Consider the following 23,191-nt stretch of genomic DNA (forward strand, 5'->3'; position numbering starts at 1 on the left):
TTTTTTAGATTTCAGATTTTAGATTTCAGAATCCAGAGTAACTCTGAGGTCTGAAATCTAGGATCTAATGTCTTTTCTCTAAAGACTAAATGATTCCCCACACCCACATGTTCTGGATGCATTCGGGTTGTTAAAAACAAACCCTTTTCCGTTCAATCCTCCTGAATACTCAAGAGTTGTTCCTGCTAAATAAAGGATGGATTTTTTATCTATAATAATTTTAATGTTATTATCTTCAAAAATCTGATCTGTGTCTGTTTTTTGGTTATCAAACTTTAAAACATACTCTAAACCAGAGCATCCACCGCTTTTCACCCCTACTCTTATATAATCTTCAGCAGGGTTAAAACCATCTTCCGTCATTAACTGGATGGCTTTCTCCTTTGCATAGTCTGATACTTTTATCATTGTATTTATTTAGAATGATTTAATGATGCAAAAATACGAACTAATTTCCGCAATCTCAAATCGAAGATATCTATTTTAATGATTCTGTTATTAATAGCAATTTCTGAGAGGATAAATTATGTTAAAAAATAATAAATTTAGCCTTTCAATGTGAAGATTTCATTACGGATTTAACCTTGAATCTTATTTTCGATCTATAAAGAAAATTGGTAATGAAACAAAAAACAGTAGTTTTTTTTGTGCTGCTTTTCACCACTGTATCTTATGGACAGACCACCAGATTTGTTTATGAAACCTTGGTAAATCCGGATTCAATCAATCTGGTAAGTATGAAAAGTGAGAGAACTTTTCTGGATGTTAAAGGAGATCGTTCCTTATTCATCAGTGAAAATAAATTGAAAAGAGACTCTCTTTTTGCCGAAATAAGATCAGACATAAAGGAAAACAAAAAAGAGGAAAAAGATTTTTCAAAAATAGAAGGAAAAAAACATTTTGAACCTACATTTTTTGAATATTTCATTACCAAGACAATTCCGGATCAGAAAGTATATTATTATGAGAAGGCTTCCGGAAAACAAATTTATTATCAGGAAGACAGACCTGTAAAATGGGAAATCACCAATATGATGGAGAAACAGAATGGATATTCTGCCCAAAAAGCAGTTGCCGAGTTTGGAGGAAGAGTCTGGACAGCCTGGTTTACTAAAGAAATTCCTCTGTCTGACGGTCCTTACAAATTTTCAGGATTACCAGGACTGATTGTAAAACTGGAAGATGATAAAGGAGACTATAAATTTGATCTTGTGAAAAAGCTTACAATTAAAAATGCTTTTGAAGAACAGATAAATTCTGATGCTAAGCAAAGTACAAGAATTAATTTCCATGGTGATAAAGCTGCTCTTGAACTGGAATTCGGTAAAAATAAAAAAGCTATGGCCGGGAATAATGGTGGTGGAAATATGAACTTCGGAGGAGGAAAGCATGGCGGCGGAATGAACGGTGGTGGAATGAGAGGAGGCGGCCACGGAGGTGGTGGAATGCACAGAGGCGGAATGGGTGGAGACAATCAGGGAATGCCGATGTCACAAGGCTCATCTGTAGAAACACCTTCTTTTACCAATACAGCACAGAATCCAATTGAATTAAAATAAATAAAAATATAAATGAAAAAATTAGGTATTATCGCATTGGCACTCTTCATACAGAATGTTTCTGCACAGACTAACAGGTTTGTGTATCAGGTGACTATGAAGCCTGATGCAGAAAATAAAACAGATATCAAGACTGAAAATGCTTATCTGGATATTTCTCCGGAGAAATCCGTGTTTTATTCTGAAAACAGAATCAAAAGAGATTCTATTATGCAAAAAGCATTTCAAGGTGGGGGCGGAAGAGGAAGTATAAACAGAGATCAGATGGAAGGATTGAGAACCAATATCAACTATTCTATTGAAAAAGATAAAACAAATCAAAAGACCTATTTCAAAGACAGAATTGGTCGTGATATCTATTCCTATGAAGAAGACAGACCTTTGAACTGGAAAATTGGATCAGAAACCAGAAATATTGGTGAATACAAAGTTCAGAAAGCTGAAACCGATTTTGGAGGAAGAAAATGGACAGCATGGTTTACCACAGATCTTCCTTATCAGGACGGACCTTATAAGTTCGGAGGACTTCCTGGACTGATTGTAAAAGTGGAAGATGATAAAGGAGATTATTCTTTTGATTTAATGAAAAACTATAAAATTGCTGAGTTTCCGACGTTAAATCAGTTTGGAAATACTTTAAAAGTAAAAAGAACAGATTATTTAAAGCAGCAGCAAAAGTTCAAGACTGATCCAATGTCATTCATGAGTCAGAGTGCAGGTGGTATCAGCGCTCCGATGAGAGTAGGCGGAGGTGGAAGAGGCCCCGGAGGTGGTGGTGGAAACCAGAATCCTGCCGATATGAGAAAAAGAATGGAAGAGAGGGTAAAAGAAGAAGCCAAGAAAAATTCCAATCCAATCGAATTGCAATAAATAAAAAATGCGGTCTTAAGCTAAGACCGCATTTTATTTTATATCACATCACCATAATTGTGATAAAACTATTTTAATAGTTGGTTGAAAGTATCACCTTGTCTGATATCACCAGTGTTGTAGCCTTTCATAAACCATTCTTTACGCTGAGCAGAAGACCCGTGGGTAAAGCTTTCCTGATTTACATATCCCTGTGCTCTTTTCTGAATATTATCATCTCCAACGGCTTCTGCAGCATCTATGGCAGATTCTATGTCTCCAGGTTCCAGAATATGTTTGCTGTCATTGGTTCTTTTTGCCCAGACTCCAGCATAGAAATCGGCCTGTAATTCTGTAGCAACAGATACTCTGTTCATCTGTTCTTCAGAATATCTTCCGCTTCTTCTTAAGGCATCTACTTTCTGAGTAGTTCCCAAAAGAGTCTGCACATGATGTCCTACTTCGTGGGCAAGAACATAAGCTACCGTAAACTCAGTTACCTTAGCTCCGAATTTTTGCTGAAGCTCACCAAAAAAGCTCATATCCATATAAACTTTCTGATCGGCAGGGCAGTAGAATGGGCCCATGGCAGACTGCGCTGTACCACATGCTGAAGAAGTTGTATTTTCAAAAAGAACCACTTCAGGAGCACTGTAAGTCATTCCGTTTTCCTTAAAAATCTGATCCCAGGTAAGAATATTCCATTTGGCCATCATATCGACCATTTCTCCTACGTGTTTTTCACTGGCTGTAAGTTCTCTTTGCTCTCCGGAATTTCCTGAAGGCTGCATGCTGCCAGAATTCAAAATACCGGATGGATCGCCTCCCAAAAAGAATACGATGGCTGCTATAATTAATGTTCCGAGTCCGCCTCCTACAATCATACCGCCACTTCCGCCTCCTGAACCACGGCGGTCATCAACGTTTCCGCCTCTGTCGTCTGTCCATTTCATATCAATAAATTTATGGGTTAATTTAAATATTTTATGCCAAATTATAAGCGAAAATATCTAGATATTTATCTGTTGAGTTGTTTTGTTTTGAGCCAGTAAGACGTAGACTGATAAGCTGATACAGCATCATCTACCAGTTTCTGATCCGGATTTTTTAATAATTTTTCGTCGTAATACAGCTTGAATTCTGGTTTCAGATCACTTTTTTCCAGTTCCAAAGAATATTGTTTTACCTTTTTTACTGGCGAAATAATGGTCAAACGCTCACCTTTGATAAATCCAAGATCCTGATAGGTTGCCACATACGCTTTAGGTTGGAATTCCTGTCTGAAGACATCCTGACCCAAAAATTTAGACTGATAGTTGAAATTTAATAATCCCATAAGCGTAGGCATAACATCTATCTGAGACATCAATGCATTGAATTTCTGAGGCTGAATAAATCCTTCAGAGAAGATCATAGCAGGAATTCTGTATTTATCCATTGGAAGCTCTGTTTTTCCGGCACTGGAGGCACAGTGGTCTGCAATGATAACAAAAACTGTGTTCTTATACCAGTCTTGTTTCTTAGCCATATCGAAGAATAATTTAAGCGAGTAGTCTGTATATTTTACACCACCTTCACGGGATTTTGCTGTTCCCGGAATATCAATTCTTCCGTCAGGATAAGTAAACGGTCTGTGATTGGAAACTGTCATCCAGTGATTGAAAAACGGCTTTCCTGACTTGGCTTCAGCGTTCATTACTTGAATAGCTTTTCTGGCCATATCTTCATCAGCAACACCCCAAACATTGGCAAAAGTAATTTCTTCAGGTTTAAAGTTGTTTCTGTCTACAATTCCGTAGCCATTTCCTCCGAAGAAGTCCTGCATATTATCGAAATAGCTGTATCCGCCGTATAAGAATTTAACATCATATCCTTTAGACTTGAAAACACTTCCGGTTGTAAATTTATTCTTATTATCATCTCTTTTGATGATACTTTCTCCTGCAGTAGGAGGAATACACAATGTCAAAGCTTCCAATCCGCGTACCGTTCTGTTTCCGGTTGCATAAAGATTGGTAAACATTAGTGATTTATCAGCAAGGCTATCCAGAAAAGGGGTAATTTTTTGGGTATTACCATAGTGTTCCATGAAATCAGCAGAAAGACTCTCGATAGAGATCAATACTACGTTTTTCTTCATTTCCGGTTGTTCTGCAACAACAGCTCTTGATAAAGTGTGTTGTGGATATTGGCTTAAGAAATTCTTTTCGGCCTGCTGTTGGTTAATCTGTGAGTAAAACTGGAAATAATCCAGTTCATTATGGGTAAATGCCCAGTAGAACTTAGGAAGTCCGTTAGCTTCAATTTCGTCTGCGAAAACATTGTCAGATTTGATTTGCATCAAAGATGGTATTGCCAGGGCACTCAACGCACAAAGTACCATAAAACTGCCCAGAAGAACCATTTTTTGTTTAAAATCCGGAAGTTCAAGCAGCTCATCTTTTGTTTTTTTATAAATAAACCATGTGATGGTAAGCGTAACAATCATGATGGCAGAAAACAATGGAATTACAGGGTAACTTTCCATGATGTTCCCAATCACCTCATTGGTATAAATAAGATAATCTACAGCAATAAAATTATAACGAACTCCAAATTCATTGTAAAAGAAGTATTCGCTTACTCCGTTGAAAATAATCAGAAGAACATATAATAGTAATGTGATGAAATATAATGTATTACGGATCTTAATTCTTTGTGTAGGAAGAAACAGCATCAATCCGAAGAAAAGAGTCTTTATTCCTACGAAAACAAGGGCAATTTCCATGATAGAACCTCCATACTGCTTGAAAATATTGTTCGGAACAAGCCAGATATAAAGGAAGAATAGAACTAATGCTCCCAAAATAAGATAACCGTAAGGCTTTTTGTATTTTGAATTGGAAAGAAAGAGGAAGTAAAGGGCAAGAATAGAGCTGGCCAATATGAAAACAAAAACGTCATTCACCAGACCTATCAGCAAAACTTTTACGACTTCGAAAAATCCAAAACTAGCGGTAGTAATAGGATGAAAAAAGAATACAGTCCTTATTATCAATGAAATAATAAGATAGAAAATTCCTAAATACAGGAAGGGTTTTATTTTTTTTAAAAACATGTATTGTCTGTCTTTATTAATTTTCACAAAGATAGTTTTTGTAGGGAACTTTTGACAGAAAAAAAGAAAAACATCCTTTTTATTAATAAGATTTAAGAATTATTTATATACTAATAAAAAAGGACTATTAAAAAATAGTCCCATTATATTGTCGAAGTCAATTATTGGTTAAGAGTGTCCGAAACCGATATTTCCTTTTTTGTCAGATAATTTCTTTTTGAAATCAATCATTCTAAGAGCTGTAACGGCTGCTTCTACTCCTTTATTTCCAAGATCTCCACCGCTTCTCGCAATAGATTGTTCTTTGTTATCATCCGTTAATACACAGAAAATTGTTGGAGTATCTGTCATGATGTTACAGTCTTTAATTCCTTGCGCTACTGCAGAACATACATAATCAAAATGAGGAGTTTCCCCACGGATCACACATCCGATAGAAATTACTGCGTCATATTTTCTCTCTTTGCAAAGCTGCATGCTTGCATAGCTTAATTCGAAAGCTCCTGGTACAGGGAAAAGTTTGATATTTTCAGGTTTTACCCCTTCTTTTTCAAGGATTTCCAAAGCTGCATCACGAAGATTGTAAGTTACAAAATCATTCCACTCAGAAAAAACAATGCCGATAGAAAAATCTTCGGCATTAGTTATATGAAGTGGCTTGTAATCGGATAGATTAACTGTTGCCATTTTTTAATAATATTTAGTCATTTCAATATAAGAATCAGACATTCCGTTGTCGTAGTCCTGATATTTTTCATCAATTGCAGAGAAGTATTTTTTAGCTTCTGCATTTTTCTTTAATCCTAATGCAACGATACCTGCTTTTCTTGTGAAATAATATGTTGTGTAAGGATCATCAGATGCTGATGCAGCCTGATCTAGCAGACCTAAAGCCTCATCATTTTTGTTAAGACCTGATTTTGCATCTGCCATAGCACCATATTTCATTGCCATTAAAGTCTTGTTTTTGGAAGAAAATTTATCTAAAAGATCATAAGCTTCCTGGAACTTTCCTTCTTTGAATTTTAATAAACCGGCATTGTAAGAAGAAAGCTTACCGATTTCAGTAGAAGCATATTCATTTGCTGTCCCTATAAAACCAGGATTAGCAGCAGATTTTCCACCCAAAGCATCTTTATCTTTACCTTCAGCAAGGTTTTTCTGAGCAGCAAGGAAACTTTTTACAGCTTCAGTGTTCTTTGGAGCAATTACAAATTGCTTATAAGCAAAGAATCCTAAAACTCCTAAAATCAAAGCTCCAAATACAAAACCAAGTGGCTTTGAATATTTTTCAACAAATCTTTCAGTGTTTAAAGCTTCTCTATCAAGGTCTTTAAAGAACTCAACTGTTTCTTTACCTTCTTGCTCGTTCTGAGCACTCTTTCCCAATTTTGCCATAAGTTTTTAAAAATTGAAATGCAAATTTAATTGTTTCTGAGAGATTTACAAAATACTTTGTGAGTATTATTGATGAAATCTTGTGAATTGTTAATCTTGGATGATGAATTTATTAAAAAAAGATGCTTCGACAGGCTCAGCATGACACTTCTAATCTTACAGTAAATTATTAGCCATTGTCATGCTGAGCGGAGTCGAAGCATCTATCTTTATCTTGTTAGGATCAATCTTAATAGCTTAAGATGTGGTAGATCTCTGCACCAAATTTTTTCAGTTTTTCATCACCATTCAAGCCTTGTAAGCCGATAAGAAAACTAAACTGTGAAACAATTGCTCCTTGTTTTTCTACCAACTTGGCAGCGGCTTCAGTAGTTCCTCCTGTTGCTAAAAGGTCATCGTGGATTAAAACTCTTTGTCCAGGTTTTATCTGTCCTTCACGGGTTTCAATAACGGCACTTCCATATTCCAGATCATACTTTTCTGAAATGATTGGCGGTGGAAGTTTTCCTGCTTTCCTGATTAAGATGAATGGAACTTCCAATGCCACAGCAATTGCGATTCCAAAAAGATAACCACGGCTTTCAATTCCGCAGACTGCGTCTATCTTTCCTTTACTGAAGGCTACAAGATCTGCAATAACGTCTTCGTAAAGTTTTGGGTCTAAAAAGATGGGTGAAATATCCTTAAACTGTATTCCCGGAATCGGAAAATCTGGGATATTTTCAATTGTTTCTTCTAATCTTTTGATCAGTTCTGCTGAAGCCATTTATTAATTGATTTTATAGCTGGAAATTTTCCAGTCTCCATTTACATTTTTAAGCCCGAAAGTTACTTTTAAAGAAGTTGTCTTCCCGCTTTTATCCGTTACATCATAAGTGGCATTTACGCTGGCACTGTTAGCTGATGTCCCATTAGTCGTAATATTTTTTACGCTTACATTTTTCACAGATCCAAAACCTGAAGTAGGATTTGAGAAAGATTCATAGCTTCCCCAGCTTGGATTGCTGGCTGTTTCGTATGCTGCTTTTAAATTCTGAGAACTCACGCTGTTCAAAAACTTAGTGACTGTATTTTTTGGGTCTGCAGTGGGTTGCTTTGGAGCAGCAGGTGTTGCAGGAGTAGCTGTCGCAGGATCCGTAGTTGCTCCAGGAGTAGCTGTTGGATTGTTTGGATCTACCACTGCGCTTGGTTGTTCTGTCACTGCTGTTGAATCAGTTTTTGGGATGGCAGGAACTTTTAAAGCTGCTGCATTTACATCAAGACCGATTTTAGACATTTTGAAAGTCTTGGCTGTTGTTTTTACTGAAACCGTGATGTCGATTTTATTATCTACTACTTTTGCAGCAGGGATAGATGAGAACTTTAAATTGAATCCTTTAAAGTTATTATCCTGCATCAGGTTTTTAGCAGTCGCCAATCTTACACCGTTACTGAAGACTTCAAGAGTTGCTTCAAGGCCAGCTCCTGTGAAAGATACAGGGTTTCCGGCTGCATCTACAAGTCTTGGAACAATCTGAATTGCTGTAGGCGCTCCGGTTCCGTCATCTCCTGTAGGTCTTGTCACAAGGCTTAATGATCCTGCTTTTACATCATTAGGATCACTTTCTTTAGCTTTATCATCCCCGAAGATATTCATTTCTCCAAGTGATGGTGGGGCAGTACTTGCCCATTCTATTCCGTTTTTCTGTGCAATTTCGTCAGCCAATGACATGATTTCAGGAACTTTCTTCCCGTTAATCAGTTTTCCAAGGGCTTTTAGCTCATTGATATCACCGTCTGCCTCTACTCCAAATGTCTTAAGGATATAAAGAGCTTCATTAAACTTAATCTGCTTAATGGTAGGTAAACTGGAAGTCATATCATTGATACTTGACTGCAGTGTTTTAGTATTCGTAGCATCTACATGATCTTTCTTACATGCTGTAAAAAGCAACAGACTGAAAACAAGTAGAAAAGAAAACTTTTTCATTTTTATTTGGTTTGTTGCAAATTTAATAAAACCTTTATTAATACTGGATTTTATTTTCACTTTATGTTTCTGCCTATTTCAGATAGCCATAATCCTATATTTTTAATTTTTATTAGGTTGCTCTTTCAGGTCTCCTTTAAAAAAGTTACTGAAAATAGTTTGCATATTCGGGAATGATGGGTTCTGCCAGTAGGGTGTTTTGTAATTGCTTTTGTCTTTGTTAAACTTTACTTTTTCTACGTCCTTTTCATTACTAAAAGAGAATTCAGTAGGGTAGAAGTTGGTATATAATATCAATTGATTATAATCTGGTTCACTTTTGTGTTTTACTTTAAGAAAATGAATTTCATTAAATTCTAAAAAATCCTGCAATATTTTTTTTGTCTCTTTTTCGTAAGAGATATTTAAGATACTTTTCAAATCAAAAAAGCGATATCCAAGAAATGAAAATTCTTTTTTTTGTAATGCTTCTCCCGTAATTTCGATTTGATCTTTTTGCTCTCCCTTTAATTCTTTAATAACAGAGTTTTTCTTTTTATAATCTGAAATATTTCCAACATCTTTAATGTCCGGAATTTCCAAAGAGTTTGTAAAATCAAGTGTGATAGTCCGTTTTTTTTCAGGTTGAACATTTTCTAATTTGAACATTCTATACTGCTCAACATTTTTACTCTTAAGCTTTTTAGTTTCATTATCGAAGATATAGGTTACAATTCCATCGGTATAACTATTCAATTTGTTGTTTACGGTTAGGTATGAGTTAAAATTACCTTTTATAATAATATATTTTGCAGGCTTATTGTTTTTAATAACAATAGTTTCAATAGCATTTACCTTATCATTAATCCTTATCATTTCATTATCAAAATCTGAGTATTTTAATGATGCAACTGTGAAATTATTATAGACTATTTGAAATTTTTCTTTGGATGGATCTAAAGACTTTTTATCTATTTTTCCATCAATATCAGAGTATGCTAAAATATTTCCATCGTTCCCGAGAACTGAAACCTTGGGAAGAGGTTTATTATTATTTTCAGAAATGAAGGTAATAGATTGTGCATTGAAAAATTGGAACACTAATAAAAAAAGGATGGGGAACAGAGAATTTTTTTTCATAATAAAATGTTTTATAGTTATAAATTAAATGCCCATAGATAAGATACATGGGGTTGGGACGATTGTGTTAAAAATATAGGTAAACCCATAAAAAAAGACTGATTGTTTAACAATCAGTCTTTTATAATTTTATTTTGTTACAAGTCCTTAGAAAGGATACTCATAAATTTCAGATTCGTGTAAGAATGGGTTTCCTGTAGGAATCAACTTCAGTTTAGATAAAGCTGAAAGTACAGTAAACATAAATAATCCAGCTACGAATAGGATTGCTCCAAGGATTAACAAGAATACTTCAGGAGTGTTCCAGTATGGTCCTACTGTTCCCGGCATTACCATGTTGAAGTAATCTAAGATGTGTCCTAAGATCACCACTACTGCCATTGTAGTAACTACTTTATAGTTTCTCTTGATGCTGCTACTTACTAATACCAATAGCGGTAATAAGAAGTTGATGATCAACATCGGTAAGAAAGTAGGAGAGTAGTGTTGGAATCTACCGAAGAAGTAGTTAACCTCTTCCGGAACGTTTGCATACCAGTAAAGCATGAACTGAGCGAACCATGTATATGTCCAAAGCATACTTGTAGCGAAAAGGAAAACTCCTAAATCGTGTAAGTGGTTGTCATTGAACTGTGGTAAGAAACCATTTTTCTTAAGATAAACACTTAATAGAATGATTACAGCGATACCACTTGAAAGGCAGCTAACCATTGAATACCAGATATACATTGTAGAATACCAGTGAGGGTCAATAGACATCAACCAGTCCCAAGCCCAAGCTGCAGAAGCAAATCCGAAGAATGCGATATATCCTACTGCCCATCTGTAAAGCATTTGGTACTCTACTTTAGACTTAGTTTCATCTACTTTCTTAGACTGAGCTTTTAATTTCCAAGCGAAGAAAGAAGCACCAATCACATAGATTAAAGTTCTTACTGCGTAGAAAGGAATATTTAAGAATTTTTTCTTTTCGAATAAGATCACATCAAAATGCGGAGAATCCGGGTTTGTCAATTCAGGGTCCATCCAGTGGAATAAGTGACCATTATGAGTGATGTTTAAGATCATCAGGATTACTAAGATTGCACCACCGTAAGGGATATAAGAAGCAATAGCTTCCATTACTCTTGTAATGATGATTGGCCATCCTGCGTGTGCAGCGTGCTGAATAGAATAGAAGAATAATACGCAGCAGCTCACTCCAAAGAAAAATACAGCTACAAAATGTATTGCTGCTAAAGGCTGGTTGTGTACCTGTAATGTAGCGTGCTCAAGGTGAGCAGCGTGATCCTGAGGTCCAACCATTTCACTTGAGTGTGTAGGAGCAGTATGACCTGAAGCATGAACAGCTTCCATCATTTGTTCTATTTTCTCAGTAGAAATTCCTTTGTTCAAAAAGAAACCAATACCGAAAAGAACTAAACCTACAACAAGAAGTATTATAGAAGTTGATTTTAATTTTGGTGAAAAACTATACATTTCTTTTCTTATTTTTTAGTTTCGGTAGTCGTTTCAGTTGTTGCTGGTGCCGCCGCTGTAGCTGCTGCCGGTGCTGCTGCTCCTTTTTTGAAAGCACTCATCACATACATTGCTACTCTCCATCTGTCTCCTGCGTTCAATTGTCCCGCATAAGATCCCATGGCATTTCTACCGTTTGTTAATACATAATGAACAGATCCTACAGTAATTTCTCTGTCAGCATAGTTTGGTACTCCAGAGAATGCTCCACTTTGAACGATAGGTCCTTGTCCATCACCTCCTGTACCGTGACATGCAGCACAAGTGTGATCAAACAATATTTTACCTCTTTCAAGATCCTTAGCTGCATTAGCTGGGTTCAAAGGAGATGCTGTAAGTTTTTTGGAAGCTTCATACCCTGCGTTGTACTCGTCAACATTCTTAGGTAATAAGCTTTCTTCAAAAACTCCGTCTTTATTCTGAGGAACTGATCCTTCTACTGGAGAAAGACCTGTTGCACCATTATTTTTAACAAAAGCAGGAATTTCATTTTCATGATCTGAATAAGCGTCCTGAGCTTTCATCAATGGATCATAAGCTACCGGAAAATACATGTCCGGGAAATATACCAACGGAGTGTTCTCCTTTGGTCCGCAAGAGTTAAGTAAAACTGTTGTTAAACCTAAAACCGCTGTAATTTTTAATACATTCTTTTTCATTTTAAGCGTCTTTAACAGTTATTTCTTCAACTCCAGTTTCAATAAGCAACTGTTTTACAGATTCTACATCTTCAGTTACAAATTCCATCATGAATTTATCATCAGTAGTTCTTGGATCCGGGTTCTGAGCTGGAGCTCCTGGATACATTTTGTTTCTAACTAAGAAAGTTAAAGACATCATGTGAGCAGCACAGAATACCATTAATTCGAACATTGGAACTACGAATGCCGGCATGTTGTGTCCCCAGTCAAAAGCTGGTTTACCACCGATATTCTGCGGCCAGTCGTGGTTCATTACATACCAGGTTAAAGTAGCACCGATAGTAACCCCATAAAGAGCATATAAGAATGCGGCATCAGAAATTCTAGTTTTCTTTAAACCTAAAGCTTTGTCTAGTCCGTGAACCGGAAACGGAGTATAAACTTCGTTAATTGCGATTCCTTTATCGTTGAATGCTTTAACGCCGTTCATTAAATCGTCGTCGTCAGCATAAAGTCCGTATACAATTTTAGTGGTGCTCATCTCCTTCTTTTGCTTTATAAGTTTCACCTGAGATTTTCAAAATCGATTTTAATTCAGCCTGTGCAATTACAGGGAACGTTCTTGCATATAATAAGAATAATACAGAGAAGAATCCGATAGTTCCTAAGTATACACCCACATCAATGATCGTTGGCTTAAACATTGTCCATGATCCTGGTAAGTAGTCTCTTGAAAGGTTGATAACGATGATATCAAAACGCTCGAACCACATACCGATGTTGATGATTAATGCAACAATGAATGTCCAGATAATGTTCGTTCTTAGTCTCTTGAACCAGAAAGAAGCAGGAATAACAAGGTTACAGATGATCAATGACCAGAATGCCCACCAGTAAGGTCCTACAGCAGCACCTGGAGAAAGATATGTGAAATCTTCAAATCTAGATCCTGAGTACCATCCGATGAAATATTCAGTTGCGTAAGCTACAGTTACCATACCACCAGTTAAGATGATTACGATGTTCATAATTTCGATATGATACATTGTAATATACTCTTCTAAGTGACACACTTTTCTTGCAACCAACAATAGGGTCTGTACCATTGCAAATCCTGAGAAGATTGCACCAGCAACGAAGTAAGGAGGATAGATTGTTGAGTGCCATCCTTTAATTACTGAAGTCGCGAAGTCAAATGATACGGTAGTGTGTACTGAGAATACAAGTGGAGTTGCCAAACCTGCAAGAACCAAAGAAAGTTCTTCGAATCTTTGCCAGTGTTTTGCTTTACCACCCCAACCGAATGCAAGGAATGTATAAATTTTCTTAGTCCAAGGAGTTTTAGCTCTATCTCTGATCATTGCAAAGTCAGGGATTAGTCCCATGAACCAGAATACAGTTGATACTGAGAAATACGTAGAGATCGCAAATACGTCCCAAAGTAGAGGAGAGTTGAAGTTCCCCCAAAGAGAACCGAATTGGTTTGGTAAAGGGAATACCCAGTATCCAACCCAAACTCTACCCATGTGGATTACAGGGAAGATTGCTGCCTGTACAACCGCAAAGATCGTCATCGCCTCTGCAGATCTGTTTACAGACATTCTCCATCTCTGTCTAAATAATAATAATACTGCTGAGATTAGGGTCCCGGCGTGACCGATACCTACCCACCATACGAAGTTGGTAATATCCCAACCCCAGTTAATAGTTCTGTTAAGCCCCCATGCTCCAATACCTGTCCCGATAGTGTAAGCGATACAGCCGAATCCATAGAGGAATAGAACTAGTGCAGCATATAATGAGATCCACCATAATTTACCTGCTCTTTCTTCGATAGGTCGTGCGATATCTTCTGTAATATCGTGATAAGTTTTGTGACCAATAATTAGAGGTTCCCTTATCGGAGCTTCGTAATGTCCTGACATTTTTTACCTATTTATTATTTAAACTTTATTTTTCTACTCTGTTTCTTACTTTAGTGTGATAGAACACGTTTGGTTTTGTTCCGATCTCCTCTAGTAAATAATATCTTCTGTTAGATGCATATTGCTCTCTAATTGAAGAATCTTTATCATTCATGTCTCCAAATGTCATTGCTCCAGTAGAACAAGCTTTAGAACAAGCAGTCTGGAATTCTCCATCCTTCACTCTTCTTCCTTCTTTCTTAGCCTCAAGAATAGTATTCTGAGTCATTTGGATACACATTGAACATTTCTCCATTACCCCTCTAGTTCTTACAACTACATCCGGGTTAAGTACCATTCTTCCTAAATCGTTGTTCATGTTGAAATCGAACTTGTCATTTAGGTTATAAGTAAACCAGTTGAAACGTCTTACTTTGTACGGACAGTTGTTTGCACAATATCTGGTACCGATACATCTGTTGTAAGCCATATGGTTTTGACCTTGCTTACCGTGTGAAGTAGCCGCTACCGGACATACAGTTTCACATGGAGCGTGGTTACAGTGCTGACACATTACTGGTTGGAAAATTACATCCGGGTTGTCTGCAGGGTGGTTTAATGCACCTCCGTCTCCGAAAGCAGTACCGTACAATTCTGGTACAGCCATTCCTTCTTTCAATCCTTCGTAAACTTCTACTTTTTGTCTTGAAGAGTAGTAACGGTCAATTCTTAACCAGTACATATCTCTAGACATTCTTACTTCTTCTTTACCTACTACAGGAACGTTGTTTTCTGCCTGACAAGCAATGATACATGCTCCACAACCAGTACAAGAGTTCAAGTCAATAGATAAGTTAAAGTGAGGACCATCAGTATCATCAAAAGCATCCCAAAGGTCGATTTTTCTCGCTGGAAGTGCTCCGCTGATCGTGTGGTATTCCAAAGGCTTGTTCCATCCTTTGTGCTCATCATCAAAAGCAACGTTAATGAATTCAGCTAAAGGAACTTCCTTCGCGATTTCATAACGACCCATTAATGTATTTTGAAGCTGGATACCTGCGAATTCGTGATCTTCTCCTGTTTTTTCAATTTTAACACCTGAAAGAACAAGGTTAGAACCGTCAAATAAAGGATAAGCATTTACACCAGTATCAGCAGTTGCTCCTGAGTTTTTCTTACCATAACCAAGTGCAAGACCTACAGATCCTTCAGCTTGTCCTGGTTGTACGAATACAGGAACGTTTTCTATTTTAACTCCGTTTACAGTAAGGTTTACAATAGAACCATCTAGCTGCATTCTCGCGTTAAGATCGTTGTCAATTGCAAATTTCTCTGCATCTTTAGGAGAAATTGTAAGGTAGTTATCCCAAGACATTCTTGTGATTGGGTCTGGTAACTCTTGTAACCAAGGGTTGTTTGCCTGAGTACCATCTCCCATTGAAGTCTTAGTGTATAATACTAATTCTAATTCAGAAGCTTTAAAGTTTCCTAGTTCAGCAACAGCCTGAGCAGCATTTCCACCTGCATAAGCAAGAGAAGTTGCATTCGTAGAAGCGTTGATACCGTTATACAATGCTTTGTTGAAAGAAGTACCACCTAAAAGAGAAGCAGAGCTTGCTTTTAAATAATCGTAGTAGTTGTTTGCTGCATTGTTTTTACCATTCTTCCAAACCAATAGAGACTCTTCAATCTGTCTTGATTTGTAGATTTTCTGGATTGTAGGCTGCATTAATGAATATACTCCAGTCTGTGGTTCGATATCTCCCCAAGACTCTAACCAGTTAGCTACCGGAATTACAGCTTTCGCTGCTTTGTACATTTCATTTTTCTTATCTGCTACAGCAACTACGTAAGGAACTTTTGATAAAGATTTTTTGAAATCTTCTCCTTTTGGATGAGAGTAGATAGGGTCTACGTTGTTTGTAATTAATACACCAACTTGTCCACCGTTTACCCATCCTAAGAATTCCTGGTATTTAGCACCGTTGAATTCTTTAAGGAAGTTTGCCTTACCTGTGAAAGCTACTGAACCTAATTTTTGGTTGATTAAGTGTGCTAAAACCTGTGCTCCTTTAGAACCGTCAGCGAAAACAACAGCTTTGCTTCCTTTTGCTTTCAATTCGTTAGCAATTTCAGTTGCAGTCTTATCAGTAGTACCGCCACCTACGATTGCATTGTAAACTTCCACTAACGTTTTGTTTACAGCACTTGGTTTTAATCTGTATCTTGAGTCAGCGTTAGCTCCAGTTAAAGACATGTTAGACTCCACCTGAATGTGTCTCAACATGCTTGCTCCTGGTTTTCTAGCTGCTGCATAAGAAGTCTCTAAGCTTGAAGCATTATAATCTCCTAAGAAATCAGCCTGGAAAGAAACTACCAATTCAGAACCGTTAAGGTCATAAACAGGTAATGCTCTTTGTCCGAATACTTCCTGTGCTGCATCTAATCCTGCAGAGTAAGGGAAAGCATCATAAGTTACTAATTCAGCTGTAGGATATTTAGCTTTGAATTCAGCGAATAACTTTTTGAAAGTTGGTGAAGCAAAAGAGTGTGATAAAACCACAATCTTTTTGCCTGACGCTTTAGCTTCTTCCAAACCTTTGATAACGAAACTGTCTACTTTATCGAAAGTTTCATCTTTGCCGTCTAGTTTAGGCTGCTTTACTTTATCGTTATCATAAAGAGAAAGTACACTTGCCTGAGCTCTTGCGTTAGTTTTACCTAAATCACCACCAGCCGGGTTTGGTTCAATTTTGATAGGTCTACCTTCACGGGTTTTTACTAAAACACTAGCAAAGTCGAAACCGTCAAAATAGGTTGAAGCGTAATAATTAGGGATTCCTGGAATAATGTCATGCGGCTTTACCACATAAGGAATCGTTTTGATTACTGGAGCTTCGCAGGCAGCTAAAGTAACTGCTGCTGTAGAGAATCCTAGTAATTTAAGGAAATCTCTTCTTGAAGTACTTGATCCGTTTTTCTCAGCATCTCCAAGGAAATCTTCTACCGGAATTTCTTCCTGAAACTCTTTCTGAGCCAGCTTATTATTCAAAGCTGGATCTTTAAGTTCATGAATACTTCTGAATTGTATTTTGTTTGAAGCCATTTATACTTCTAATTTTTTAGTTATTAATAATGACATTTACCACACTCAAGACCTCCAATTGCATCTACAGTGATCTTACCTCCATCTTGTGGATATTGTTTTTTCAACTTGTCATGTAGATTTTTGAAGTACTCTTTATTATAACCGTTGTTCATATCAACTTCAGTCGTTCTGTGGCACTCGATACACCATCCCATAGTAAAGTCGTTTGCCATCTGAACAACATTCATTGTATCAATTTTACCGTGACAAGCTTTACATACTACATCAATTTTGTTGTTAGGATTCTTTTTGTTGAAAGAATTGATGATCGCTTGTTCTCCAGCAATTACGTGCTGAGAGTGGTTGAAGTAAACGAAGTCTGGCATGTTGTGGATTCTTGTCCATTCAACCGGCTGTGTTTTTCCTGTGTACTGTTGTTTTGCAGGATCCCAACCTGTTGCAGCATAGATCTTCTGGATTTCTCCGTCATAGAATGCCTTGTCTTTTCCTGGCTCCATGTAGTGATCTGCGTTGTATTCAGAAATTGTTCTGTGACAGTTCATACAAACGTTCATAGAAGGAATCTCAGATACTTTTCCGTATTTAGCACTAGAGTGACATAACTGACAGTCAATTTTTTGTTCTCCAGCGTGGATTTTGTGAGAGAAGTAGATAGGTTGCTCAGGTTTGTACCCTTTGTAAACCCCAATCCACATTAACCAGTTCCATACTCCGTAAGCGGCTAAAATAGCAAGGATTGCTAATAAACCTTTACCAATGAAGTGGAACTTCTCATACATTTCACTGAAAGAACGAACTCTTGTTTCATTAAGTCCCGCTAAATCTTCAGACTGACCCAGTTTTACCAATTGTCTTAGTTTTACCAAGATCCAAACCAGTAAACCTGCGATCGCTAAAAGTGAAATGATTACAACGTTTGTAGTAGTTTTGTCTGCAGGAGCTGTCGCAGTAGCGTCAGTTGCAGGAGTTGCTTCCGGTTTTTTCTCCTCCGGAGCAGGAGGGTTAGTTGTGAAAGCTAAAATGTCGTCAATATCCTTATCTGTAAGATTTGGAAAGACCTGCATTTCAGTCTTGTTAAACTTTTCAAAAATCTCATTGGCGTATTTATCCCCAGAAGCTCTTAGAGCTTTGTTGTCTTTGATCCACTTGTGAAGCCAATCTTTGTCTACACCACCTTCTGTCTTTACACGTTCTACAACCCCTTTTAATGGTGGTCCTACAACTTGTTTGTCCAGCGCGTGACATGCAGTACAATTCGCTTTGAAAAGTTTCTCTCCGTTTTTAGGATCGCCGTCTTGCCCGTAAAATGAAGCACTGGTTGATAGCAATAAGCCTATTGCGATCAACGTTTTTTTATAATGCTTTCTCCAACTAATCATTTAAATTATCTTATGTTAGTAAATTATTGAACATTCAATCAATTCCGCAAAAATAATATTTTTAACAGGAATTTAACGGTATATCGAAAAGGGAAAATATCATTTACGTTTAATTTGTATTGATTCTAAATAACCAGTTTGGTATAGTTTTTTAATTTGTATAAATTTGCGGAAACAAGTTTAAATGAGAAATCTAATCAAAATATTTTCGATATTATCATTATTTGGATTTTATAATATTGAAGCACAGCAAGTTGTTAAAAAGGATACCCTGTCGGGAACAGAACTGGTCATGACAATGGATTCCAAAATAAATGCTGCTTTGGAAGGAATTGAAGGAAAGTGTGCGAAAGTTGCTCCAACAAATTCTCCTAAAGATTTCAGTAATAATGATAGTGGAATTTCTACAGGAATCAATACAAAACCCCCTAAGATCTTTGTGCCGAGCAGAGAACTTACCAATGCAGAAATCTGTAAGAAAAATCCTAGAATTTTAGGGTTCAAAATCCAGATTACAACGGTAAAAAGTAATGAGGAGGCTAATGAGGTGAAATCTTATTTCAGAAAAAGATTCCCGAATCTGAAAGTGGAGACAGATGCTTCTTTAAGACCTAATTATAAAATTTTAGCTGGAAGTTATTTCACAAAACAAAGTGCTGCCAGTGATCTTTCCAAAATCAGAGAATACTTTAAATCTGCAGTAGCAGTACAGTATAGAATTTTCTGTGCAGAAGCAAAATAAGAAGTATTTATTTCAACATAAAAACAAAAAGCTGAGAAATTTTCTCAGCTTTTTTTATTGATAATAATTTTCCATAAACCAGAAAAATTCTGTCATTCTGAAGATGTTATTGATGATCAGATAGATAAACAATATAACCATTGTGAATGTTAAAAACGACATCATTTTTGGTGAAGATCTGTAGGCAAAAAAGAGCCATCCTAAAAGAAGAGGATATACAAAGACAAAATGTCCTCCATAGATATAGGAGGTGTGAAGGCCAAACCTCATCACACAATGGATAATGATGTCAACTAAAAATGAAATGACAATTATCTGAACCCACTTGTTTTTAAAGTTTTTAAAATAACTCCAACTTATCAGGATTAATAATATTGCAATAAAAAAGTAGGGAAGAGGCGATGAGTAAAGATCCATGTAAAGCCCTTTGAAATTAAATCCTTTCATATTATGCTTGTCAGACATAATAAATCCGGGGAAAAGAATATTGCCTCCGAAAAAGAAGGAGAGAATCATATCCCATGTTGGCATTGATTCTACATTCGAGAATTTTTCATACTGTTGATTTGTTTTTGAAAAGATATTCTGATATTTAAAATCAATTCTGTTTAGATAAAGCAGTACAAAACAGATAATAGCTATTGCCACTCTTAGAACTGCATTTCCGAATTTTTTCAAGTTTGTAAAAATGCCCTTCTCAAAAATAAGAGGAATGAAAACCTTTACAATATTTGTAATGGTAAGTCCTCCGATAGTAATCCCAGCCAGTGATAAAGCAGTAGCAGGTATTTTTTCTTCTTTCCTTAGTTTTATTGCCGCATAGTAATTGTATAACGAGAGTAAAAATAAGGTGTAGGTAAAGTTCTCCGGAGTAAAAGACAAGATAATATTAGTGGAAAAAGCTCCAAAGAACAGAATGATTAAAAGGCTTAGCCATAAAGGAAGGTGAATGATGTTTTTTAAATATTTAAATACCTGAATAATATTTAATGTAATGATAATATTACTGAGCCATGCCAACGTAAGTCTGAAGTTGGCATCCATTTTTCCTCCTGAAATAAATAACGAGAATTCTCTTATCCAGTTAAAAAAATAGTAGGATAGAGGATGTCTTTCAAAACTACCTCCTGTCATAAGGATTGATTTGTTGTCGAAACTGAAGTAAGCATCCCACGGAATCCTGCTGTCAAAAATAATCCTGTAATGAAGGGCAATATAAGATCCTAAAATTCCATAACAGACTATGAAAAACAGAAATACTGCCAACTCGGTATAAGTGGAAGGGAAAACCAGTTTAAGAAAATTGATAATTTTTGTTTTGATAAAAGACACGGGTCAAATTTTTTGCAAAAGTAAAATAAAAAAACCACCAAAATTGGTGGTTATAAAAGTTTGTATAAACGTTGTTATTGTTTGATTACTTTCTCGGTTTTGGAGGTTCCGTCAGAGAAATCTACTTTTAATAGATAAACTCCTTTTGGAAGTGAAGAAATATCCAATCTTTCTGAAGTATTGTTGAGCAGAGATTTTCCGCTTGCATCAATTACTGTAGCAGATTTGATTTTTTTATCTGTTTTAATATTGATTTCTCCTTTTGTAGGGTTTGGATAAATGTTTGTAAAGTCTTTTACTTTAGCATTGGCTTCCTGAGTAGCTAATGTAGCACTTGCTAAAACCTGTACATCATCTATCGAAAGGCTATCTGCATCATTGGCTACATAATGGAATCTGAATTTAACATTGGCCTGCCCTGCATATGAGGCTAAGCTCACGGTAATCGCTAGTGTTTCATAATCAGTATATACTCCATAGTTTTCTTCAACCCATACCTGATTCCAGGTAGTTCCTCCATCTGTGGATACCTCTACTTTTAAATCTCCGTTAGGATTTGGATCAACCATGTATTCGTATCCAATTTTAGCATTGAACTTTAGGACTGGACTCGTTGTCCCTACTAAACTGAAAGAAGGACTTGTTAAATGAGCATCCTGCGCTTCTGCAATCCATCCTATAGCGGCAGATTTTCCACCATTGATATTAAATGTTGCTTGTCCGGATGCATTAAATATGATAGTGGTAAATCCCCAAGGTCTTGAAGCCACATTTGTTCCGGTTGTCCATCCTGTTGGAGGAAATATCGTACCCTGAAAAGTCTCTGTGAGAATCTGTGCATTTCCAAATACAAAAGAAATAAGGAAAATGAATAGTAATTTTGTTTTCATTTGGTTTACGTTTAAAGTTGTTAGTAAATGTAATAAAAAAATGAAAATAATTACCTGTTTTTTGATTTTTTATGAATATTTGTTAATCACGAACTGCATGAAAGTGTGGAACATCCGGCTGTGTCATCGTATCCAGACGGTCTTTTGGCGGAGAACTCAGGATATATTTCCTGATATGGATTTTCGAGGGCTTTAATGAGTTTTTCCAGCATCTCTTTTTTGCCATTGCTGATCTCTTCAATACATTCATAGAGAAGATAATTTCGGAGTATAAATGTTGGATTTGCTTTTTCCATCATGGCTAAAGAGTCTTCTTTCGAAATAGAGTTTAAAGCTTTTCTTGCTTCATAACTTTTGATAAAACTATTTAGCTTTTCCAGCTTTACTTCATCCAGAATAATATAAGAGACATCTTTAAAATGTTCTGATATGTTTGTGCTTTGGGTTATTTTTTTCAGTTGATTGAAAAACAAGGTGTAATCCAACTGAAGTTCCTGCATTAATCCCTGCCAGTTGGTGAAAAATTCTTCATCATCTTTTTGAAGCTGATCAAAACCGAACTTTTTACAGAGCATCTGGTCATGAGCTTTCCAAAAATAAGTTCCGAAATTATTTAAAGTATCTTCTAAAAACTTTTCATCCTTGATTAATGGATGAAGAGCATTAGCAAGCTGCCAAAGATTCCATTGGGCAATTTGTCCCTGTTTTCCGAACGCATATCTTCTTCCCGGAAGGTCTGTTGTATTGGGTGTGAAATTCAAATCATATTCGTCCATCATGGAATAGGGGCCGTAGTCAATAGTTAACCCCAAAATGGACATATTATCTGTGTTCATCACTCCATGTACAAAGCCTACTCTGAACCATTCAACCATTAAGTTAGCCGTTCGGGTGCAGATGTTTTCAAAAAAGTCTCTGTATTTCTTATTGTCAGTTGATGTAATTTCCGGGTAATAGTTTTCAATGGTAAAGTCGGCAAGCTCCTGAAGATTGTTATATTCTCTTTGGGCAGACATAAGTTCAAAATGTCCGAAACGTAAAAAACTTTCAGCAGTTCTGATGACCACTGCACCTTTTTCAAGCTGTGGATTTCCGCTGTACATGATATCACGCATCACATCTTCGCCTGTAAAAGCCAGACTAAGCGCTCTTGTTGTAGGAATGCCTAAGTGATACATAGCTTCACTCATAAGATATTCACGTACAGAAGACCTCAATACGGCTCTTCCATCAGCATGTCTAGAATATGGAGTTGCTCCGGCTCCTTTCCATTGGATTTCGGTCTTTTTTCCTGCCTCATTGGTAATTTCACCTGCAAGGATGGCTCTTCCATCTCCAAGCTGTCCTGCCCAGTTTCCGAACTGATGTCCTGCATAAGCTGTGGCATAGGTTCGAACGTTGTCCGGAAGGTTATTTCCTACCAGAAAGTTCAGATCTTTATCTTCGTATTTTCCTAAGCCAATTTCCTCTGATAAAGCTTCGTTAAAAGCAATCAGTTCAGGTTTATCAAAACCTGCGGGTTTAATGGTAGCAAATAAAACCTTTGGAGTGTTTCTCTGCATAGTGTTGTTTGAAAAATCACCGGGAAAATTTTCAATAAATGGCTGTCTGATACGTTCGATATTCATCCTTCAAAGGTATTAATTATAAAAGAAAAGACCTTTCAAATTATTGAAAGGTCTTGT

The 23,191-nt window shown here is 36.5% G+C and carries 20 protein-coding genes; 3 read left to right on the top strand and 17 right to left on the bottom strand.

The annotated features are described in order from the left end of the window. Positions 1–78: 78 nt before the first annotated feature. Positions 79–408, bottom strand: coding sequence for an iron-sulfur cluster assembly accessory protein (locus NK356_RS00540; RefSeq protein ID WP_027372006.1), 330 nt, complete (start codon positions 406–408; stop codon positions 79–81). Positions 409–620: 212 nt separating this feature from the next. On the opposite strand from NK356_RS00540, the gene NK356_RS00545 reads away from it, so the two are divergent. After that, positions 621–1,559: a GLPGLI family protein gene (locus NK356_RS00545; RefSeq protein WP_253315930.1), complete on the top strand. Its 939-nt coding sequence runs from the start codon at positions 621–623 to the stop codon at positions 1,557–1,559. Positions 1,560–1,571: 12 nt separating this feature from the next. Continuing rightward, the gene (locus tag NK356_RS00550; protein WP_253315931.1) at positions 1,572–2,429 is read left to right on the top strand and encodes a GLPGLI family protein; all 858 of its coding nucleotides are present in this window, start codon (positions 1,572–1,574) and stop codon (positions 2,427–2,429) included. A gap of 68 nt (positions 2,430–2,497) precedes the next feature. On the opposite strand, the gene NK356_RS00555 is transcribed toward NK356_RS00550, so the two are convergent. The 13 genes from NK356_RS00555 to NK356_RS00615 all read right to left on the bottom strand — a co-directional run bounded on the left by NK356_RS00555 (position 2,498) and on the right by NK356_RS00615 (position 18,542). Then, entirely contained in the window at positions 2,498–3,361 is an 864-nt protein-coding gene (locus NK356_RS00555) for a neutral zinc metallopeptidase (RefSeq protein ID WP_034691821.1), read from the bottom strand. A 65-nt stretch (positions 3,362–3,426) separates the two neighbouring features. Further along, positions 3,427–5,505: an alkaline phosphatase family protein gene (locus tag NK356_RS00560; protein WP_253315961.1), complete on the bottom strand. Its 2,079-nt coding sequence runs from the start codon at positions 5,503–5,505 to the stop codon at positions 3,427–3,429. Between the two features lie 168 nt (positions 5,506–5,673). Continuing rightward, positions 5,674–6,192, bottom strand: coding sequence for a 6,7-dimethyl-8-ribityllumazine synthase (ribH, locus tag NK356_RS00565; protein ID WP_034691815.1), 519 nt, complete (start codon positions 6,190–6,192; stop codon positions 5,674–5,676). Between the two features lie 3 nt (positions 6,193–6,195). Then, positions 6,196–6,903: a hypothetical protein gene (locus tag NK356_RS00570; protein WP_034691813.1), complete on the bottom strand. Its 708-nt coding sequence runs from the start codon at positions 6,901–6,903 to the stop codon at positions 6,196–6,198. 229 nt (positions 6,904–7,132) lie between these two features. Continuing rightward, positions 7,133–7,669, bottom strand: a complete 537-nt coding sequence (locus NK356_RS00575; protein WP_034691810.1) for an adenine phosphoribosyltransferase — start codon at positions 7,667–7,669, stop codon at positions 7,133–7,135. Between the two features lie 3 nt (positions 7,670–7,672). Then, entirely contained in the window at positions 7,673–8,872 is a 1,200-nt protein-coding gene (locus NK356_RS00580; RefSeq protein ID WP_034691807.1) for an NTF2-like transpeptidase, read from the bottom strand. Positions 8,873–8,974: 102 nt separating this feature from the next. After that, the gene (locus NK356_RS00585) at positions 8,975–9,991 is read right to left on the bottom strand and encodes a hypothetical protein (protein ID WP_034691802.1); all 1,017 of its coding nucleotides are present in this window, start codon (positions 9,989–9,991) and stop codon (positions 8,975–8,977) included. Between the two features lie 147 nt (positions 9,992–10,138). After that, the gene (locus NK356_RS00590; protein WP_034691800.1) at positions 10,139–11,470 is read right to left on the bottom strand and encodes a hypothetical protein; all 1,332 of its coding nucleotides are present in this window, start codon (positions 11,468–11,470) and stop codon (positions 10,139–10,141) included. Between the two features lie 8 nt (positions 11,471–11,478). Beyond that, entirely contained in the window at positions 11,479–12,168 is a 690-nt protein-coding gene (locus NK356_RS00595) for a cytochrome c (protein ID WP_034691797.1), read from the bottom strand. A gap of 1 nt (position 12,169) precedes the next feature. After that, the gene (locus NK356_RS00600; RefSeq protein ID WP_034691794.1) at positions 12,170–12,691 is read right to left on the bottom strand and encodes a DUF3341 domain-containing protein; all 522 of its coding nucleotides are present in this window, start codon (positions 12,689–12,691) and stop codon (positions 12,170–12,172) included. Beyond that, on the bottom strand, positions 12,678–14,075 hold the full coding sequence (nrfD, locus tag NK356_RS00605) for an NrfD/PsrC family molybdoenzyme membrane anchor subunit (protein ID WP_034691792.1): 1,398 nt from the start codon (positions 14,073–14,075) through the stop codon (positions 12,678–12,680). Before nrfD ends, NK356_RS00600 begins: the two co-directional genes overlap by 14 nt. Positions 14,076–14,100: 25 nt before the next feature. After that, positions 14,101–17,160: a TAT-variant-translocated molybdopterin oxidoreductase gene (locus tag NK356_RS00610; RefSeq protein WP_034691789.1), complete on the bottom strand. Its 3,060-nt coding sequence runs from the start codon at positions 17,158–17,160 to the stop codon at positions 14,101–14,103. Between the two features lie 23 nt (positions 17,161–17,183). Further along, positions 17,184–18,542 carry a c-type cytochrome gene (locus tag NK356_RS00615; protein WP_034691787.1) on the bottom strand — a complete coding sequence of 453 codons (1,359 nt, stop codon included), beginning with the start codon at positions 18,540–18,542 and terminating at the stop codon, positions 17,184–17,186. Between the two features lie 184 nt (positions 18,543–18,726). Between NK356_RS00615 and NK356_RS00620 the strand changes: the two genes are divergently transcribed. Further along, positions 18,727–19,284, top strand: a complete 558-nt coding sequence (locus tag NK356_RS00620; RefSeq protein ID WP_034691785.1) for an SPOR domain-containing protein — start codon at positions 18,727–18,729, stop codon at positions 19,282–19,284. Between the two features lie 54 nt (positions 19,285–19,338). Here the strand turns inward: NK356_RS00620 and NK356_RS00625 are convergent, their stop codons facing one another. From NK356_RS00625 to NK356_RS00635, 3 genes are all read right to left on the bottom strand, one after another. Beyond that, positions 19,339–20,616: a DUF6080 domain-containing protein gene (locus NK356_RS00625; protein ID WP_253315932.1), complete on the bottom strand. Its 1,278-nt coding sequence runs from the start codon at positions 20,614–20,616 to the stop codon at positions 19,339–19,341. Positions 20,617–20,690: 74 nt separating this feature from the next. Next, positions 20,691–21,506, bottom strand: a complete 816-nt coding sequence (locus NK356_RS00630; RefSeq protein ID WP_034691782.1) for a T9SS type A sorting domain-containing protein — start codon at positions 21,504–21,506, stop codon at positions 20,691–20,693. A gap of 86 nt (positions 21,507–21,592) precedes the next feature. Next, the gene (locus NK356_RS00635; RefSeq protein WP_253315933.1) at positions 21,593–23,134 is read right to left on the bottom strand and encodes a YdiU family protein; all 1,542 of its coding nucleotides are present in this window, start codon (positions 23,132–23,134) and stop codon (positions 21,593–21,595) included. Positions 23,135–23,191 lie beyond the last annotated feature (57 nt).

The sequence above is a fragment of the Chryseobacterium sp. S0630 genome, from assembly GCF_024158915.1.
Classification (GTDB): Bacteria; Bacteroidota; Bacteroidia; order Flavobacteriales; family Weeksellaceae; genus Chryseobacterium.

What these genes read in the sequence shown, in the direction of transcription:
- NK356_RS00630 (WP_034691782.1), bottom strand. Translation starts at nt 21,506, where the DNA reads ATGAAAACAAAATTACTATTCATTTTCCTTATTTCTTTTGTATTTGGA.
- NK356_RS00550 (WP_253315931.1), top strand. Translation starts at nt 1,572, where the DNA reads ATGAAAAAATTAGGTATTATCGCATTGGCACTCTTCATACAGAATGTT.
- NK356_RS00610 (WP_034691789.1), bottom strand. Translation starts at nt 17,160, where the DNA reads ATGGCTTCAAACAAAATACAATTCAGAAGTATTCATGAACTTAAAGAT.
- NK356_RS00575 (WP_034691810.1), bottom strand. Translation starts at nt 7,669, where the DNA reads ATGGCTTCAGCAGAACTGATCAAAAGATTAGAAGAAACAATTGAAAAT.
- NK356_RS00585 (WP_034691802.1), bottom strand. Translation starts at nt 9,991, where the DNA reads ATGAAAAAAAATTCTCTGTTCCCCATCCTTTTTTTATTAGTGTTCCAA.
- NK356_RS00555 (WP_034691821.1), bottom strand. Translation starts at nt 3,361, where the DNA reads ATGAAATGGACAGACGACAGAGGCGGAAACGTTGATGACCGCCGTGGT.
- NK356_RS00590 (WP_034691800.1), bottom strand. Translation starts at nt 11,470, where the DNA reads ATGTATAGTTTTTCACCAAAATTAAAATCAACTTCTATAATACTTCTT.
- NK356_RS00615 (WP_034691787.1), bottom strand. Translation starts at nt 18,542, where the DNA reads ATGATTAGTTGGAGAAAGCATTATAAAAAAACGTTGATCGCAATAGGC.
- NK356_RS00570 (WP_034691813.1), bottom strand. Translation starts at nt 6,903, where the DNA reads ATGGCAAAATTGGGAAAGAGTGCTCAGAACGAGCAAGAAGGTAAAGAA.
- NK356_RS00600 (WP_034691794.1), bottom strand. Translation starts at nt 12,691, where the DNA reads ATGAGCACCACTAAAATTGTATACGGACTTTATGCTGACGACGACGAT.
- NK356_RS00620 (WP_034691785.1), top strand. Translation starts at nt 18,727, where the DNA reads ATGAGAAATCTAATCAAAATATTTTCGATATTATCATTATTTGGATTT.
- nrfD (WP_034691792.1), bottom strand. Translation starts at nt 14,075, where the DNA reads ATGTCAGGACATTACGAAGCTCCGATAAGGGAACCTCTAATTATTGGT.
- NK356_RS00595 (WP_034691797.1), bottom strand. Translation starts at nt 12,168, where the DNA reads ATGAAAAAGAATGTATTAAAAATTACAGCGGTTTTAGGTTTAACAACA.
- ribH (WP_034691815.1), bottom strand. Translation starts at nt 6,192, where the DNA reads ATGGCAACAGTTAATCTATCCGATTACAAGCCACTTCATATAACTAAT.
- NK356_RS00560 (WP_253315961.1), bottom strand. Translation starts at nt 5,505, where the DNA reads ATGTTTTTAAAAAAAATAAAACCCTTCCTGTATTTAGGAATTTTCTAT.
- NK356_RS00580 (WP_034691807.1), bottom strand. Translation starts at nt 8,872, where the DNA reads ATGAAAAAGTTTTCTTTTCTACTTGTTTTCAGTCTGTTGCTTTTTACA.
- NK356_RS00540 (WP_027372006.1), bottom strand. Translation starts at nt 408, where the DNA reads ATGATAAAAGTATCAGACTATGCAAAGGAGAAAGCCATCCAGTTAATG.
- NK356_RS00545 (WP_253315930.1), top strand. Translation starts at nt 621, where the DNA reads ATGAAACAAAAAACAGTAGTTTTTTTTGTGCTGCTTTTCACCACTGTA.
- NK356_RS00635 (WP_253315933.1), bottom strand. Translation starts at nt 23,134, where the DNA reads ATGAATATCGAACGTATCAGACAGCCATTTATTGAAAATTTTCCCGGT.